Below are 15172 nucleotides of genomic sequence, written 5' to 3'. Positions count from 1 at the left end.
CAGCGTGACCTACGTTCAGAATGTGACAGATCGCGAGCCGGGTCCGGCTCTCGCGCTGCGGGGGCTCACCAAGCACTTCGACGACAAGGTCGCGGTCGCCGGGGTCGACCTCGACGTGCCGACCGGCTCCTTCTTCGGCCTGCTCGGGCCGAACGGCGCCGGCAAGACCACCTCCTTGTCGATGGCCGTGGGGCTGCTGCGCCCCGACGCCGGCCACGCCTACGTCCTCGGCCACGACGTCTGGTCGGACCCGGTCGAGGCCAAGCGGCGCCTCGGCGCGCTGCCCGACTCGGCCCGCATGTTCGACCGGCTCTCCGGCAGCGAGCTGCTGGCCTACACCGGCCTGCTGCGCGGCCTGCCGCAGGACGTGGTCGACGCGCGCGCCGCCGAGCTGCTCGACGTGCTCGGCCTGGCCGACGCCGGCCGCACGCTGGTGGTCGACTACTCCGCCGGCATGAAGAAGAAGATCGGCCTGGCCTGCGCGATGCTGCACGCCCCGCGCCTGCTGGTCCTCGACGAGCCGTTCGAGGCCGTCGACCCGGTCTCCGGCGCGCTCATCCGCGACATCCTCAACCGCTACGTGCACAACGGCGGCACCGTGATCTTCTCCAGCCACGTGATGGCCGTCGTCGAGCGCCTGTGCACGCACATCGCGATCCTCGCCGAGGGCCGGATCAAGGTGGTCGGCACGACCGACGAGGTGCGCGGCGGCCGCGAGCTGGAGGACGTGTTCGTCGACGTGGTCGGCGGCCGGGTGGCGACCGGCGCGGAGCTGTCGTGGCTGTGACGCCCCCGCACATCCCCCAGCAGCGCCCGGCCCCCGCCGCGGTCGCGGCGCCGGTGCCGGCCGGGCGGCCCCGGGTCTCCTACTTCGTGCGGCTCAAGCTGCGGATCCTGCGCAACACGCTGCGGCCGGGGCGGCCCGGCCCGACCGAGGGCTCGGCTCGGCGGCTCGGCCGGTACTCCCGGCTGATCATGTTCATTGTCGGTGCGGTGTTCGGCCTGTGCGCCGCGCTGCTCGGCTTCGGCGCGTTCGCCGGCAGCAGCCTGGCCGGCGACCACCTCCGCCCGACCGTCGCCGCGTTCGCCGGCGCCGCGGTCGTGCTCGCCTGGATCTTCATCCCGCTGCTGTTCTTCGGTGTCGACGAGACCCTCGACCCGGCCCGCTTCGCGCTGCTGCCCATACCCCGCCGCACGCTGGTGCTCGGCATGCTCGCCGCCGCCTGCTTCGGCATCCCGCCGATCGTCACGCTGCTCGCCACGCTCGGCTCGGTCCTGGGCGCCGCGGTGACGGGAGGGCCCGGGCCGGCGCTCGTGGCGGTGCTCGGCGCGCTCGTGGGCATGTGCGTCTGCATCGCCGCCAGCCGGGCGGTGACCAGCGCGTTCTCCCGGATGCTGCGCTCCCGGCGGGTGCGCGACCTGGCCGCGCTGCTCATCGCGCTGCTGGGCGTCTCCTGCAACCCGCTCGTCCAGCTCATCGTGGCGCTGCTGCAGCGGGGGGAGTCGCGGCAGGCCACGCTGGTCGGCGAGGTGCTGTCCTGGACGCCGCTCGCCGCGCCGTACGTCGCCTACGTCGACGCCCTCGACGGCAACTGGGCGCTGGTCTTCGTCCGGCTGCTCATCGGCGTGGCCGGCGTCGCGCTGCTGCTGTGGTGGTGGCTGCGCACGATCGAGTCGGCGATGGTCGGCGCCGCGGCCGGCCCCGGCGCCGCCCGCCGCGGCGACACCGGGCAGAGCCCGGTCCGCGCGTTCATCCCGCGGCCGGTGCGGTTCCTGCGGCCGAGCCGGTTCACCGGCCTGCTGTCCCGCGAGATGCGGTACTGGCTGCGCGACCCCCGCCGGCGGGCGAGCCTGATCTCGCTGCTGGCCACCTCGGTGGTGGTGCCGTTCGCGTTCACCTTCAGCGCGAGCAGCAGCCAGAACACCGGGTTGAGCAAGGGCGCGCTGGTCTACTCGCTGACCTTCGCCGGCGCCTTCATCGGCCTGGTGCTGGTCAACCAGTTCGGCAACGACGGCACCGCCTACGCGCTGCACATGCTCACCGCCGTGCCCGGCCAGCTCGAGCTGGCCGCCCGTGCGCTGGCCGTCGGGCTGCTCACCTTCCCGCTGCTCACCGCCGGCACCGTGGCCGTGTCGATCTTCAGCGGCCACGTCGACCAGCTGCCGGCCGCGCTCGGCGTGGGCCTGGCCGCGTTCGGCATCTCGGTCGGCGCGGCCGGCGTCACCTCGGTGCTCGCGCCCTACCCGATGCCGGACACGAGCAACCCGTTCGCGATGAACAGCGGGCGGGGCAGCGCGAAGGGCTTCCTGTCGTTCGTCAGCATGATCGTCACCTGGGCGCTGGCGGCGCCGCTGCCGATCCTCTTCAGCCTGCTGCCCGGCGCCCTGACCTGGGTGCTGCTGCCGATCGGCGTCGCCTGGGGCCTCACCCTGGCGTGGGTGGGCACCCGGGTGGCCGGTGGCCTGCTGGAGCGCCGCGCGCCCGAGGTGCTCACGGCCATCACGCCGAGGCGCGCCTGACAATCCTGACAATATGGAGCGCGTGAGCATCCACGCCTCCGACCCGTTCGCCACGCCGGACGAGCTGAAGTCGCCCGTGCGGCGGCTGCGCGGGCGGCTGCCGGCCGCCGTCACGCTGTGGACCGCCGGCAGCGGCCCGCGCGGCGAGCAGGGCCTCACCGTGTCGTCGATGCTCGTCGCCGACGGCGAGCCCGGCCGGGTCCTCGGCCTGGTCGACGAGGAGAGCGACCTGTGGGCGGCCGCCGAGGCGAGCGGGCGGTTCGCGGTCAGCCTGCTCGCCGCGGACGACCGGCAGCTCGCCGACCGGTTCGCCGGGCTGATGCCGGCGCCGGGCGGTCTGTTCGCGACGGGCGAGTGGGAGCGCACCGAGTGGGGGCCGGTGCCGCGCGGCCGCTCCTGGGCCGGCTGCCGGCTGGTGGGCGCCGAGCCGAAGGGGTGGTCGCTGCTCGTCGAGGCGACGATCGAGCGGGTCGAGCTGGTCGACGGATCCGAGCCGCTGGTCCACGAGCGCGGGCGGTATCGCCGGTAACCGCCTCGCCGGTAAACGGTGTGACGGGTGTCACTCGGCGCACCGTCCCCGCCGTTCGGCGCAGATGCGGTACCGCTGCCGCGAAGCGATCTGTATTGATGCCTGCCGGGTTCTTAGCGTGCCGGTTTACCCGCACCCCATCGGCAGGTGGTGATCCTATGAGCACCGAGACCCCGGCCCCTGCGGAGACCGGCGAGAACCGCTACGTCGCCGTCGCCCGCACGCCGGAGTTCGACACGCTGCGCCGCGCCCTGCGCCGCTTCGTGTTCCCGGTTTCCGTCGCATTCCTTCTCTGGTACGCGCTCTACGTCCTGCTCTCCGCATACGCCCGCGACTTCATGAGCACCAAGGTCGTGGGCCACATCAATATCGCGCTCATCTTCGGGCTGCTGCAGTTCGTCTCCACGTTCCTCATCGCATGGCTCTACGTGCGCTACGCGGACCGCAACCTCGACCCGCTCGCCGACGACCTGCGCGCCAAGATCGAGGACACCGCCACGGAAGGGGACGGCGATGCCTGAGCCCGTGTACCTCGCCGCCGTATCGGTCGGCACCCAGCGCACCCTGACGCTCACCCTGTTCGTGATCCTGGTCGGCGTCACCCTCGCCATCACGGTCTGGGCCAGCCGGCAGACCCGCAGCGCCGCCGACTTCTACGCCGGTGGGCGCTCGTTCAGCGGCTTCCAGAACGGCCTGGCGATCGGCGGCGACTACATGTCGGCGGCGAGCTTCCTCGGTATCGCCGGCATCATCGCGCTCAACGGCTACGACGGCTTCCTCTACAGCATCGGCTTCCTGGTCGCCTGGCTGGTCGCGCTGCTGCTGGTCGCCGAGCTGATGCGCAACTCCGGCCGGTACACCATGGCCGACGTGCTGGCCTTCCGCATGCGCCAGGCGCCGGTGCGCACCGCCGGCAGCATCTCCACGATCATCGTCTCGATCTTCTACCTGCTGGCCCAGATGGTCGGCGCCGGCGCGCTGGTCGCGCTGCTGCTGGGCATCAAGGCGGGCGACACGTTCGCCGGCATGAGCGCCGAGACGGCGAAGATCGTGACGATCGCGCTCATCGGCGTGCTGATGATCGTCTACGTGACGGTCGGCGGCATGAAGGGCACCACCTACGTGCAGATCGTCAAGGCGTTCATGCTGATGATCGGCGCGCTGGTGCTCACCCTGATGGTGCTCGCCGCGTTCAAGTTCAACCTCTCCAGCCTGCTCGGGGAGGCCGCGGCGAAGTCCGGCCGCACGCCGCCGGAGGCGTTCCTGCAGCCGGGCCTGCGGTACGGCCGGGAGTTCGCGAACAACGCCACGGCGACGCTGACCAGCAAGCTCGACCTGATCTCGCTGGGCCTGGCCCTGGTGCTCGGCACCGCGGGCCTGCCGCACATCCTGATCCGCTTCTACACCGTGCCCAACGCCAGGGCGGCCCGCCGCAGCGTCGTCTGGGCGATCGGCCTCATCGGCGCGTTCTACCTGATGACGCTGGCCCTGGGCTTCGGCGCGGCGGCGCTGGTCGGCCGCTCGGCGATCGTCGCGCAGGACCCGGCCGGCAACACCGCGGCCCCGCAACTGGCCCAGGAACTCGGCCGAAGGTACCTCGGCGGCGACTTCGGCGGCTCGCTGCTGCTCGCGATCATCGCCGCGGTCGCCTTCGCCACCATCCTGGCCGTGGTCGCCGGGCTCACCCTGGCCTCGTCGTCCTCGCTGGCGCACGACCTCTACGCCAACGTGATCCGCCGGGGCGAGACCAGCGAGCGGCAGGAGGTGATCGTCGCGCGGTACGCGGCCTTCGTCATCGGCGCGGTCGCCATCGTGCTCGGCATCTTCGCCCGCAACCTCAACGTCGCCTTCCTGGTGGCGCTGGCGTTCGCGATCGCCGCGTCGGCGAACCTGCCGGCGATCCTCTTCTCGCTGTTCTGGAAGCGGTTCAACACCCGCGGCGCGACCTGGGGCATCTATGCCGGGCTCATCGCCGCCGTCGGCGTGGTGCTGCTCAGCCCGATCGCCTGGGGCGGGGTCAGTGACGCGCGCACCCCGGCGACGCTGACCGCGGCGCAGGCCAAGGAGTGCGGCGTGCCCGCGGACTCCAAGCAGGTCTCCAACGCCACGGCGCTGTTCAGCTGCACGACGGCGGCGCCGATCCCGCTGGAGAACCCGGGCTTGATCTCGATCCCGATCGGGTTCATCTTCGCCGCGCTCGGGGCTCTGACCAGCAAGGAACGGGACCCGGACAAGTACAGCGAGCTGGAAGCCAGGTCGCTGACCGGCGCCGGCGCGCACTGACGAGTATCACTCAAGCACCACCCGTCATCATCCCGGCCGCGCCGGGTTCCGGGGGCGTATCTGCCCCCGGGCCCGGCGCACGAACACGCTAGGCTGTCCCGCATGGTCGTTGCGCAGCGTTACGGTGAAGGACATCGCATCCTTCTGACCGGTGGGGCCGGCTTCGTCGGCTCACACCTCGCCGATGCCCTCATCGCCCGGGGCGCCCGGGTCGTCGCCGTCGACAACTTCCTCACCGGCAGCAAGGACAACGTCGCGCACCTGCAGGATCACCCGCGGTTCACGCTGGTCGAGGCCGACGTCACCGAGCCGCTGCCGGCGGTCGAGGCGCTCGCCGGGCGGTTCGACGCGATCCTGCACTTCGCCTCGCCGGCCAGCCCGACCGACTTCGCCGACATGCCCGTGGAGATCCTGCGCGTCGGCTCGGTGGCCACGCTGCAGCTGCTGGACCGGGCCGTCGCCGACGGCGCGCGGTTCATCATGGCCTCCACCTCGGAGGCCTACGGCGACCCGCTGGTCCACCCGCAGCCGGAGACCTACTGGGGCAACGTCAACCCGATCGGCATCCGCAGTGTCTACGACGAGTCCAAGCGGTTCTCTGAGGCGGCCGTCATGGGCTACCACCGCGGCCGCGGCGCCGACGTCGGCATCGTGCGGATCTTCAACACCTACGGCGAGCGCATGCGCCCCGACGACGGGCGCGCCATCCCGACGTTCATCATGCAGGCGTTGCGCGGCGAGCCGATCACGGTCCACGGCACCGGCACCCAGACCCGCTCGATCACCTTCGTCTCCGACCTCGTCCGGGGCATCCTGCTGCTGCTCGACTCCACCGAGACCGGGCCGATCAACTGCGGCACCGAGCACGAGATGACCATGCTTGAGCTGGCCGAGTCGATCGTGCGGCTATGCGACAGTTCCTCCCGCGTGGCGCTGGTGGCCCGCACCGCCGACGACCCGGAGCGCCGCCGCCCCGACCTGAGCAAGGCGCGTGAGCTGCTCGGATACGAGCCGGTCGTGGGTCCGCAGGAGGGCCTGGCCCGCACGGTGGCCTATTTCCGCAACCGCTGACTCTCCCGGGTTCGTGCCGCGCCCGTCGCGGTTACGTGGCGCGACGGCATGGGCTTCGTATCGTGGTGTTATGCCCACCACGCCTGCATCACGCGGCCCGTCCTCGGGTCGGGCCTCGGTGCCCGGCGCGCTCGCACCGACGTCGGGCGCCCGGGCCCGCGTCTCCGCGGCCAACGCCCCGACCAGCCCCGCCGCGCCTGGCGTGTACGGGCGGTCGTCGGCCCGCACCCCGGGCAACGGCGGGGAGTACTCCGGGCGCAAGAAGATTCGCCCGCGCTGGGGCCGCATCGCCCTGGTCCTCGGCTGCCTGGTCCTCGTCCTCGCCCTGCTCGCCGGCCTCGGCGGCTTCATCTACTACAAGTACGTCGACTCCGGCCTCAACCGCGACGACCCGTTCTCGCAGATCACCGACGGCCGCCCGCCGAAGGTGGTGGACGGCGCGCTGAACATCCTGCTGCTCGGCAGCGACTCCCGCGACCCGGACAACAAGGGCAAGCCCGGCGAGTGGCGCACGGACACGATGATCCTGCTGCACATCCCGGCCGACCACCAGCACGCCTACCTGATCTCCATGCCCCGCGACCTCTACGTGCACATCCCCAAGAGCAAGACGACGCCGTACGGCAACACCAACGCCAAGCTCAACGCGTCGTTCTCGTGGGGCGGCACGCCGCTGACGGTGCAGACGATCGAGGAGTACACCAACGTCCGGATGGACCACGTGCTGCTCATCGACTTCGGCGGCTTCAAGCAGGTGATCGACGCCCTCGGCGGCATCGACATGAACGTCGAGAAGGACATCACCTCGATCCACCCGCCGAAGCGGCACTTCAACAAGGGCATGAACCACCTCAACGGCGACGAGGCGCTGGACTACGCGCGGCAGCGCTACCAGTTCCCCGACGGCGACTTCGCCCGCATGCGGCACCAGCAGGAGATGATGAAGGCCATCCTGGACAAGGCGGTCAGCTCCGGCACGGTGTCCAACCCGGCGAAGCTCAACTCCTTCCTCAAGGCGATCACCAAGGCGATGACCGTCGACAAGGACTTCTCCCTGGCCGACATGGCGCTGCAGTTCCGCAACCTGCGCAGCGACGACCTGACGTTCATGGTCAGCCCGAACGACGGCAGCAAGAAGATCGGCGGCGAGGACGTGGTGGTGCCGGACAAGGAGAAGGCGACCGCGCTCTACGACGCCGTCCGCAACGACAAGATGGCGGACTGGATGGCGACCAGCGGGCCGAAGCCGTCGACGGCGCCGTCGGCGAAGGCTAGTACCAAATCCAAGTGACAAATGGGACGAGCCCGGGCATGTCGCCTCCTCGCGGAGGTTGCATGGCCGGGCTGTTGCATAGGTCTCATTGCCCATAGGGCTAGTACCGAGTAGAAATCGCCTGATTGGCGGCGGTTGCGCCGGGCCGGTGCCGGGCCCGTCGGCGCACAGCTTGGTCGCCATGAACGTAGACTCGGATGGATTACCGCCGACGTGCGGCGGGCGGCTCGGGGGCAGCAGATGCAGGACGAGCTCGATGGCATTGACGGCTCTGCCGATGATTCCGTCGCTTCTGGCCCGGTCCAGAATAGCCCGGAAAGTCGCGATGTCCCCAAGTTTCCGGATTCTTCCGGTAAAACGCCTTCCGGCAAGGCCCGGGGCAAAAAGGCCAAGCTGCCGGGGCGCGATCCCATCTGGGCGCGGCTGCTGATCGTGTTCGGTGCGCTGATCGTGGTGCTCTCCGGCACCGCGGTCGCCGGCGTCAACGTCCTCAACCAGCGCTACACCGCCAGCATCAGCCAGCGCAACCTGCTCGGCGACAACGCCCGGGCCGGCAACCCCGACGAGACCCGGCACCGCGACATCGAGGGCCCGCTCAACTTCCTGCTGCTCGGATCCGATTTCAAGGACTTCGCCCCCGACGACGGCCAGCGCTCCGACTCGATCATCATCCTGCACATCCCCGCGACGATGGACCGGGCCTATCTGCTGTCCATCCCGCGCGACCTGCGGGTGAAGATCCCGGCGTTCGAGCCGGCCGGCCGCAGGTACTCGTCGCACGAGAAGATCAACGGCGCGTTCCAGTACGGCGGCGGCGCCGAGGGCGGCGTGCAGCTGCTCTCCGAGACGCTGCACGACCTGATCGGCATCCAGTTCGACGGCGCCGCGATCGTCAACTTCGACGGCTTCAAGACCGCCGTCGACCTGCTCGGCGGCGTCGACATGTGCATCGACCAGAAGGTGACCTCGATCCACCTCGGCTGGGACGACCAGGGCAACTACCTCTCGCCCGAGGACGGCGGCCACCCGGCCGTCTACGAGCCCGGCTGCCACCACCTCGAGTCGTATCAGGCGCTCGACCTCGTTCGGCAGCGCAAGAGCCTGCCCAACGGCGACTACGACCGGCAGAAGAACCAGCAGAAGTTCATCCGGGCGATGCTCACCGAGGCCAAGGAGCAGGGGCTCACCACCAACCCGATCGCGGCCGACAAGTTCATCCGCGCGATCGGCCAGGCGCTCACCGTCGACACCAACGGCGTGTCGCTGGCCGACCTGATGTTCGCGCTGCGCAACGTGAGCCCCGACAACCTGATCGGCCTGCAGGTCCCCTCGGAGCCGCAGGACCTCGGCGGGATCTCCTACGTGATCGCCCTGCCCGAGGCCGACGCGCTCTACACGGCGATCCGCGACGACCTGCTGGACTCCTGGGCGGTCGAGAACCCGACCTGGGTCAACCACATGTAGCCTGGTCCGGTGTTCAGGCAACCCTCCATCCCGACCGCCACGGTCGGCGACATCACCGACGACGCCTACCTGCTCGACGTGCGCGAGGACGACGAGTGGGCGGCCGGGCACGCGCCGGGCGCGGTGCACGTGCCGATGATGCAGATCCCGGCCCGGATCGAGGAGATCCCCGAGGACCGGGACGTCTACGTGGTGTGCCGGGTCGGCGGCCGCTCGGCCCGGGTCGTCGGCTTTCTGATGAGCAACGGGCGGGACCGCGTGGTCAACGTCGACGGGGGCATGCAGAGCTGGGAGGCGGCCGGCCGCCCCATGGTGAGCGAGGACGGCGGTGCTCCCCGGGTCGTCTGAGCCCGGCCGGCCGCTGGTGTTCGCGCACCGCGGCTCGTCGCGCCGGCACGCCGAGCACACCCTCGACGCATATCTGCTGGCCATCGAGGAAGGCGCCGACGGTCTCGAGTGTGACGTCCGGCTGACCCGCGACGGGCACCTGGTGTGCCTGCACGACTCCCGGATCGACCGCACCAGCGACGGCCGCGGCCGGGTCAGCACCCAGACGCTCGCCGAGCTCGACCGGTTCGACTTCGCCTCCTGGCGGGCCGACCTGCCCGACTCGCCCGACGAGCTCATCATCGACCGCTACCGGGTCGACGACCGCTGGCGGGCCAAGGTGCTGACGCTGGACCGGCTGCTGGGTGTCGCGACCGACGCCGGCCGGCCGATCCGGCTGCTCATCGAGACCAAGCATCCCGTGCGCTACGGCGGGGCGGTCGAGCTCGCGCTGCTCAAGTTGCTGCGGCGGTACGGCCTGGACGCGCCCGATCCGGACCGCCCCCTGCAGGTGAGCGTGATGTCGTTCTCCTCCGGTGCCATCCGCCGGGTGCGCCAGCAGGCGCCGGTGCTGCCGACCGTCATGCTCATCGACGTCTGGTCGGTGCCGAGCCGCATCGGGTGGCTGCCGCCGGGCAGTACCGTCGGCGGGCCCGGGGTGCAGCTGCTGCGGGCCGCCCCGGAGCTGGTGGAGCGGCTGCATCGGCGGGGGCATTCGGTGTACGTCTGGACGGTGAACGAGCCGGACGAGGTCGACCTCGTGGTCAAGCTCCGCGTCGACGGCATCATCTCCGACCGGCCCGCCTACGTGATCGAGCGCCTGCGCGAATTAGGACTTCGCGACTGAACCCGTTGCGACGGACCCCATGTGCGACTGAATCAAGAGCCTGGCAACTTTTGTCGACAACCTTTCCAAGCACCACCCCGGCGAGGCAGACTCGCACCATGGTCGATGCTGGTCCGCTGATCTTCGGCGGTCTCGCCGAGGTTGCCGAGGAGCTCAACTCGGGCGGCGGCGGACTCACCGGCCTGCAGCGCACCGTCGAGGTGGCCGCCGCGGCCACCGGTGCGACGGGTGCGGCCTTCATCGAGTATGCGCACGACAGCGGCCGGGTCGTCGCGGTCGCGGGCGACCTCGGCTGGTCGCTGGGCCGGCCGATCGACCTGATCCACCCGACCGTGCGGGGGCTGCTGCAGTACGGCTCCCGGGTCCGCGAGCTGCCGAGCAGCCTCATCGGCATGTCGAGCGGCCCGCAGCCGGACGGCGGTGACCTGCACCGCATCATGGCCGCCGAGGCGACCGCCGCCGGGGCCGGGGTCGGCGTGCTCGCGGTCAGCTACCCCGACGCCGAGGGCGCCGCCGACGAGCAGCAGCGCGCGGCCCTGGGCTTCCTGGCCTCGTTCGTGGCGCTGCAGTACGGTCTCGGCCGCGGCCTGCCCGTCTACAGCGAGGACCCGGCCGCCCCGCCCGCCGCCGAGCCCTTCGCGCTGCTCGGCCCCGACCTGCGGGTGCGCACCTGGAACCCGCCCGCCGCGCTGCTCACCGCCCGCCCGGCCGAGGCCGCGATCGGCCAGCGGTGGCCGTTCCCGCTGCCCACCGGCGACGAGACGGTCGAGCACCGGCTGGCCAGCGGCACCGTGATCGAGATCCGCGCCGCCCGGGTGCCCGGCCGCGACGACCTGGCGGTGTCCTTCCGCGCCCGGCCGGAGCAGCCGACCGACGGCCGCGACCTGTTCATCGCGCTGACCGGCCACGCGCTGCGCACGCCGATCACGGTGATCCGGGGGTACTCCGACACGCTCGTCGACCACTGGGAGTCACTGTCCCAGGAGGACCGGCGCGAGGCGATCACCGTCGTCGGGCAGCGCGCCCGCGAGCTCAGCCGCCTCGTCGACCGGCTGCTCAACGCGGTCGGCGACGACGGCTCGTCGGTCGAGTCGGCCACTCTGCTGCCGTTCGACCTGGTCGAGTCGCTCAGCGCCGCGGTGGACGAGCTCAACGCCGAGCAGCGCCGGTCGCTGACCGTGTCGCTGCCCGCCACACTGCCCAAGACCAGGGGCGATCGGGCCAGCCTGGTGACGGTACTGGCGGAATTGGTGACCAATGCGGGTAAATACAGCCCGAATTGGGTACAGATCGAGCTGACGGCCGGCGCCGACCCGCAGACCGTCTGGTTCCGCGTCTCCGACCGCGGGATCGGCATCCAGCCCGAGCACGTCGAGCGCGCCTTCGACCGCTTCTGGCAGCAGGAGGCCGGCGACCAGCGCACCGGGGGCGGCGTGGGCCTGGGCCTGTACCTGGTACGCAGAATCGTCGAGCGCCAACATGGATGGGTATCATTGCGACCACGTCGAGGGGGAGGGACCGTCGCCGAGGTGCGACTGCCCCGAGCTGACGCCGATGGCCCCGGGGAGGCTTGAGAGCGTGTCAACAACAGTCGCGGAGCCGCGCGCCTGGTGCGTGGTGGTGCCGCACCACGCCCGCGGCGCACACGTGGCCCGGCACCGGCTCGCCGACGAGCTCGACGCCTTGATCTCGCCCGACCGCCTGGACGACGCGATCGCCATCGCCGCCGAGCTGGTCGGCAACGCGGTCCGCCACGCCGCCCCCTTGCCGGGCGACGTGATCCGCGTGGCGTGGCGCCTGCTGCCGGACAACACCCTGGAGATCCGCGTGACGGACGGCGGCTCACCGGCGGGGCCACAGCTGCGGGTCGCCGCCCCCGACGCCGTGGACGGCCGTGGCCTGACCATCGTGGCGGCGTTGTCGACGGGCTGGGGCGTGGAGCGCGACGGCCTGGGCCAGTGCGTCTGGGCCACCCTCTGACCCGCTTTTAGCCGACCTCGCCCCGCCCCGCCCCGCCCCGCCCCGCCGGCCCGGCCCTCCCGCCGCCAGCCGATCGCCACCCACGCGCCCTGGGCCATCCACGCGCCTTGGGCCACCCGCACGCCTTGGGCCGGTTCGCGCCGTCGCTGTTGGTGGCCCGCCGCGATCGCTGCTGGCCAGCAGCGCCTGGCCCGGCCGTCGACTCACCTCGCGTCGCGCTCGGCCTCACTGGCCCTGCCCGGGTCGCCCCGCTGTGCCACTTACCCCGTCGCCGCCCGCGCGCCCGCGCCGCCCGCGCCGCCATTGGCCGCCCCACGCCCCCGCCGCCGGCCGCCCGCTCCGCCGCCACTGGTCGCCCTCGCCCCTGCCACCGGAAGCGACGAGAAGTCTCCGTGATCATGCTTGACCCGCTGTGTGCACCAACGGTTTTTCATGATCGTGGAGTCAAAATGTACACCCGTGTACCGTATGTCTCCGTGATCATGGCGAAGCGGTGGTGTTCGGGTGGTCGTGTGCATGATCGCGGAGTGTTTTGGTCGCGGCGCCTGGCCGGGCCGGGGGATATTTCGGAAATGTCCGTAATGCACAGCCGGGGCGGGTGAGTGACGCGCCGGTTGGTCGTGGTGTGCGGTCCTTGCGGTGCGTGAGCGCCTAGGCTGGATCGCCGTGAGCAAGCGTGCGAAAACCCCCCGTGGCCGCGCCGCCGGCGGCGAGAAGCGCGAGAAGATCCGTGACGTGTACGTCGGCCGGCCGTTCGAAGGCCTCGCCGACGAGCCGGAGTGGATCGCCCTGCGCGAGCTGGTGCCGGCCGCCTCGGCGCCCCTGAAGCTGGCGCCCGCGTTCGCCGAGAAGTACGGCGACCGGGCCGTGACCCTCGCGACCGTGCTGCCGATGGCCTGGCCGGCCATGACGAAGCCCGACGGGCGCGTGCTGATCGGCCTGCAGCGGCACGTGCAGTCCGGGGACGTGTCCCGGGACCTGGCCGTCGCGCTGCAGTGCGCGCTGGAGACCCCGCCCGGCCAGAGCGTCGACATCCCCGCGCTGCCCGGCGTCGGCGACCGCCTCCAGGACGTGATCGAGAACGCGCCGCTCGACATCACGGTGCACGCCGGGTTCGACTTCTGGCTCGACGCGGGAGCCACCGACGACCCGAACGTGCGCGCCTCGCTCGAGCGGGCCAACGCGAGCATCTTCCCGACCGTCAAGCTGGCCGCCGCCCCGGCCACCTACTGGTGCCGGGTGACCGACCGCTCCCACGTCCGCCTGGTGCTCGGCGACGACGAGGACCGCGCGCTCGACGCGCTGTCGCGGCTGTCGGCCGGCGGCGGGCTGCTGCTCGGCGAGCACACCAAGTTCGCCGGGATGTTCCGGGCGCACGGGCTGCTCGCGCCGGTCTGGGACCTGCCGCTGGAGGTCGAGGCGGAGGCGTGGGAGGTGCCGGTGTCGGAGTTCGCCAAGCGGTACTCCGAGGCGCTGGCCGTCGCCGAGCCCCTCACCCCGGCCGAGCGCCGCAGCAAGCAGGGCCTGATCGGCCGCCTCCAGCCCCTGCGCTGACAAGCCGCCAGAACGCTTAACCGCGCAGAACGCTTAACCGCGCGGCGAGCGCGACCGCGCGGCATGCACAACCGCGCATAACCGAAATGTCGGATATGTCCGTCACGGAGTGGCGGACATATCCGGAAGAGCCCGGGCGATCGGGGCGGACATGCAGCGCGGTCCGCCCCTGCCCGAGCCCAGCTCGGAGCCCGGGATCCGGATGACCTCGATCCCGTTGGCCTCCAGCTGGGCGTTGGTCTCGATGTTGCGCTCGTACGCCACACACAACCGTGGCGCGATCGCCAGCGTGTTGTTGCCGTCGTCCCACTGCTCCCGCTCGGCCGTGACCGGGTCCAGGCCGGTGTCGATGACCCGCAGGGTGTCGATGCCCATCGCGGACGCGGCCGCGCCCAGGAACGGCGCCGGGCCGCTGCACGACGACGCCGTCAGGGTCCAGGCGCGCAGGCTGCTGGCGACGTTGGGGTACATCACCACCGCATCGACGTCGACCATCGTGCACACGGTGTCGAGGTGCATCGTCGCCCGCTGCTGCGCGATCGGCACGACCAGGACCGTGTGCGCGAGCCCGGCGTCGAAGCAGCGCTGGGCGAGCCGCTCCGCGCCGGACGGGCGGGTGCGCTCGCCGACGCCGACCGCGAGCACGCCCGGGGCGAGCAGCAGCACGTCGCCGCCCTCCAGGTGCTCCAGCGCGGGGTCGTACAACAGCTTCGTACCCCCGAAGCGAGGATGGTGGCGGTAGATCGCATCCGTCAGCGTGGTCTCGCGCCGGCGGGCCGGCATCGCCAGGCTCGTGACCGCCACACGGTCGCCGATCCACACCGATGAGTCCCGCGTGAACAGCAGGTTGGGCAGCGGGTCGATCACGAAGTCGCCCGGCTCCATGAGCGCGTGCACCAGTCCGGAGCCGCCCCGCAGCTCGGCCCGCGACAGCCCGGCGATCAGGGTCGTGGCGAGCTCCGCCGGCGACAGCCCGGCCAGGTGCGCGCCGAGGTGGCCGCGCAGGGTGTCGCCGAGCCGGACGTCCGCCAGGACCGCGGCGGTGACCTCGGCCCGGGCCGCCGCCACGGCGAGCGTCTCGGCGAGGAGGTCGGCGACGTAGAGCACCTCGACGCCGTGGGAGCGCAGCGCCCCGGCGAAGATGTCGTGCTCCTCCTGTGCCCGGCCGACCCACGGGATGCCGTCGAACAGCAGGGAGTCGTTGTTGCGCGGGGTGAGGCGCGCCAGCTCCGCTCCGGGCCGGTGTAACAGCACCGTGACCAGGCGTCCGACCTCGTCGTCGACACTCATTGGGTCAGCCTATCGGGGGAGCCGCCGTCCCCCG

At 71.6% G+C, this 15172-nt stretch carries 14 protein-coding genes; 13 read left to right on the top strand and 1 reads right to left on the bottom strand.

Going from position 1 to position 15172, the window contains the following annotated elements:
* Positions 1-22: 22 nt before the first annotated feature.
* The 13 genes from ACQPXD_RS55840 (at position 23) to ACQPXD_RS55780 (ending at position 13848) form a co-directional block, all read left to right on the top strand.
* Positions 23-787, top strand: a complete 765-nt coding sequence (locus tag ACQPXD_RS55840) for an ABC transporter ATP-binding protein (RefSeq protein WP_432833303.1) — start codon at positions 23-25, stop codon at positions 785-787.
* The gene (locus tag ACQPXD_RS55835; RefSeq protein WP_432833301.1) at positions 778-2520 is read left to right on the top strand and encodes an ABC transporter permease; all 1743 of its coding nucleotides are present in this window, start codon (positions 778-780) and stop codon (positions 2518-2520) included. Before ACQPXD_RS55840 ends, ACQPXD_RS55835 begins: the two co-directional genes overlap by 10 nt.
* Positions 2459-3049, top strand: a complete 591-nt coding sequence (locus ACQPXD_RS55830) for a flavin reductase family protein (RefSeq protein ID WP_432833299.1) — start codon at positions 2459-2461, stop codon at positions 3047-3049. The genes ACQPXD_RS55835 and ACQPXD_RS55830 overlap by 62 nt, the downstream gene beginning before the upstream one ends.
* 158 nt (positions 3050-3207) lie before the next feature.
* On the top strand, positions 3208-3570 hold the full coding sequence (locus ACQPXD_RS55825; protein WP_432833297.1) for a DUF485 domain-containing protein: 363 nt from the start codon (positions 3208-3210) through the stop codon (positions 3568-3570).
* A complete protein-coding gene (locus tag ACQPXD_RS55820; protein ID WP_432833295.1) occupies positions 3563-5332 on the top strand; it encodes a solute symporter family protein in 1770 nt (589 codons plus the stop codon). The genes ACQPXD_RS55825 and ACQPXD_RS55820 overlap by 8 nt, the downstream gene beginning before the upstream one ends.
* 102 nt (positions 5333-5434) lie before the next feature.
* Positions 5435-6403 carry an NAD-dependent epimerase/dehydratase family protein gene (locus tag ACQPXD_RS55815; RefSeq protein ID WP_432833293.1) on the top strand — a complete coding sequence of 323 codons (969 nt, stop codon included), beginning with the start codon at positions 5435-5437 and terminating at the stop codon, positions 6401-6403.
* A 70-nt stretch (positions 6404-6473) separates the two neighbouring features.
* Complete coding sequence (locus ACQPXD_RS55810) at positions 6474-7694, top strand: LCP family protein (protein WP_432833291.1); 1221 nt, start codon at positions 6474-6476, stop codon at positions 7692-7694.
* Between the two features lie 414 nt (positions 7695-8108).
* Positions 8109-9140, top strand: a complete 1032-nt coding sequence (locus ACQPXD_RS55805; RefSeq protein ID WP_432833289.1) for an LCP family protein — start codon at positions 8109-8111, stop codon at positions 9138-9140.
* Positions 9141-9149: 9 nt separating this feature from the next.
* Positions 9150-9488, top strand: coding sequence for a rhodanese-like domain-containing protein (locus tag ACQPXD_RS55800; protein WP_432833287.1), 339 nt, complete (start codon positions 9150-9152; stop codon positions 9486-9488).
* Complete coding sequence (locus ACQPXD_RS55795) at positions 9469-10314, top strand: glycerophosphodiester phosphodiesterase (RefSeq protein WP_432833285.1); 846 nt, start codon at positions 9469-9471, stop codon at positions 10312-10314. Before ACQPXD_RS55800 ends, ACQPXD_RS55795 begins: the two co-directional genes overlap by 20 nt.
* Positions 10315-10412: 98 nt before the next feature.
* Positions 10413-11888 (top strand): ATP-binding protein, encoded by a 1476-nt coding sequence (locus ACQPXD_RS55790; RefSeq protein WP_432833283.1) that lies wholly within the window; start codon positions 10413-10415, stop codon positions 11886-11888.
* A gap of 40 nt (positions 11889-11928) precedes the next feature.
* The gene (locus tag ACQPXD_RS55785; protein WP_432844336.1) at positions 11929-12294 is read left to right on the top strand and encodes an ATP-binding protein; all 366 of its coding nucleotides are present in this window, start codon (positions 11929-11931) and stop codon (positions 12292-12294) included.
* Positions 12295-12960: 666 nt separating this feature from the next.
* Positions 12961-13848: a DUF5926 family protein gene (locus ACQPXD_RS55780; protein ID WP_432833281.1), complete on the top strand. Its 888-nt coding sequence runs from the start codon at positions 12961-12963 to the stop codon at positions 13846-13848.
* A gap of 102 nt (positions 13849-13950) precedes the next feature.
* Here the strand turns inward: ACQPXD_RS55780 and ACQPXD_RS55775 are convergent, their stop codons facing one another.
* Positions 13951-15138 (bottom strand): arginine deiminase, encoded by a 1188-nt coding sequence (locus ACQPXD_RS55775; protein WP_432833279.1) that lies wholly within the window; start codon positions 15136-15138, stop codon positions 13951-13953.
* Positions 15139-15172: the final 34 nt, after the last annotated feature.

Source organism: Dactylosporangium sp. CA-092794 (genome assembly GCF_050948465.1).
GTDB lineage: Bacteria > Actinomycetota > Actinomycetes > Mycobacteriales > Micromonosporaceae > Dactylosporangium.
Note: the sequence above shows the minus strand (reverse complement) of the source record. Positions and strands in the feature narration are given on the sequence as shown.

Coding starts and splice junctions, on each gene's coding strand:
- ACQPXD_RS55825 (WP_432833297.1), top strand. CDS start 3,208: ATGAGCACCGAGACCCCGGCCCCTGCGGAGACCGGCGAGAACCGCTAC.
- ACQPXD_RS55820 (WP_432833295.1), top strand. CDS start 3,563: ATGCCTGAGCCCGTGTACCTCGCCGCCGTATCGGTCGGCACCCAGCGC.
- ACQPXD_RS55815 (WP_432833293.1), top strand. CDS start 5,435: ATGGTCGTTGCGCAGCGTTACGGTGAAGGACATCGCATCCTTCTGACC.
- ACQPXD_RS55810 (WP_432833291.1), top strand. CDS start 6,474: ATGCCCACCACGCCTGCATCACGCGGCCCGTCCTCGGGTCGGGCCTCG.
- ACQPXD_RS55790 (WP_432833283.1), top strand. CDS start 10,413: ATGGTCGATGCTGGTCCGCTGATCTTCGGCGGTCTCGCCGAGGTTGCC.
- ACQPXD_RS55775 (WP_432833279.1), bottom strand. CDS start 15,138: ATGAGTGTCGACGACGAGGTCGGACGCCTGGTCACGGTGCTGTTACAC.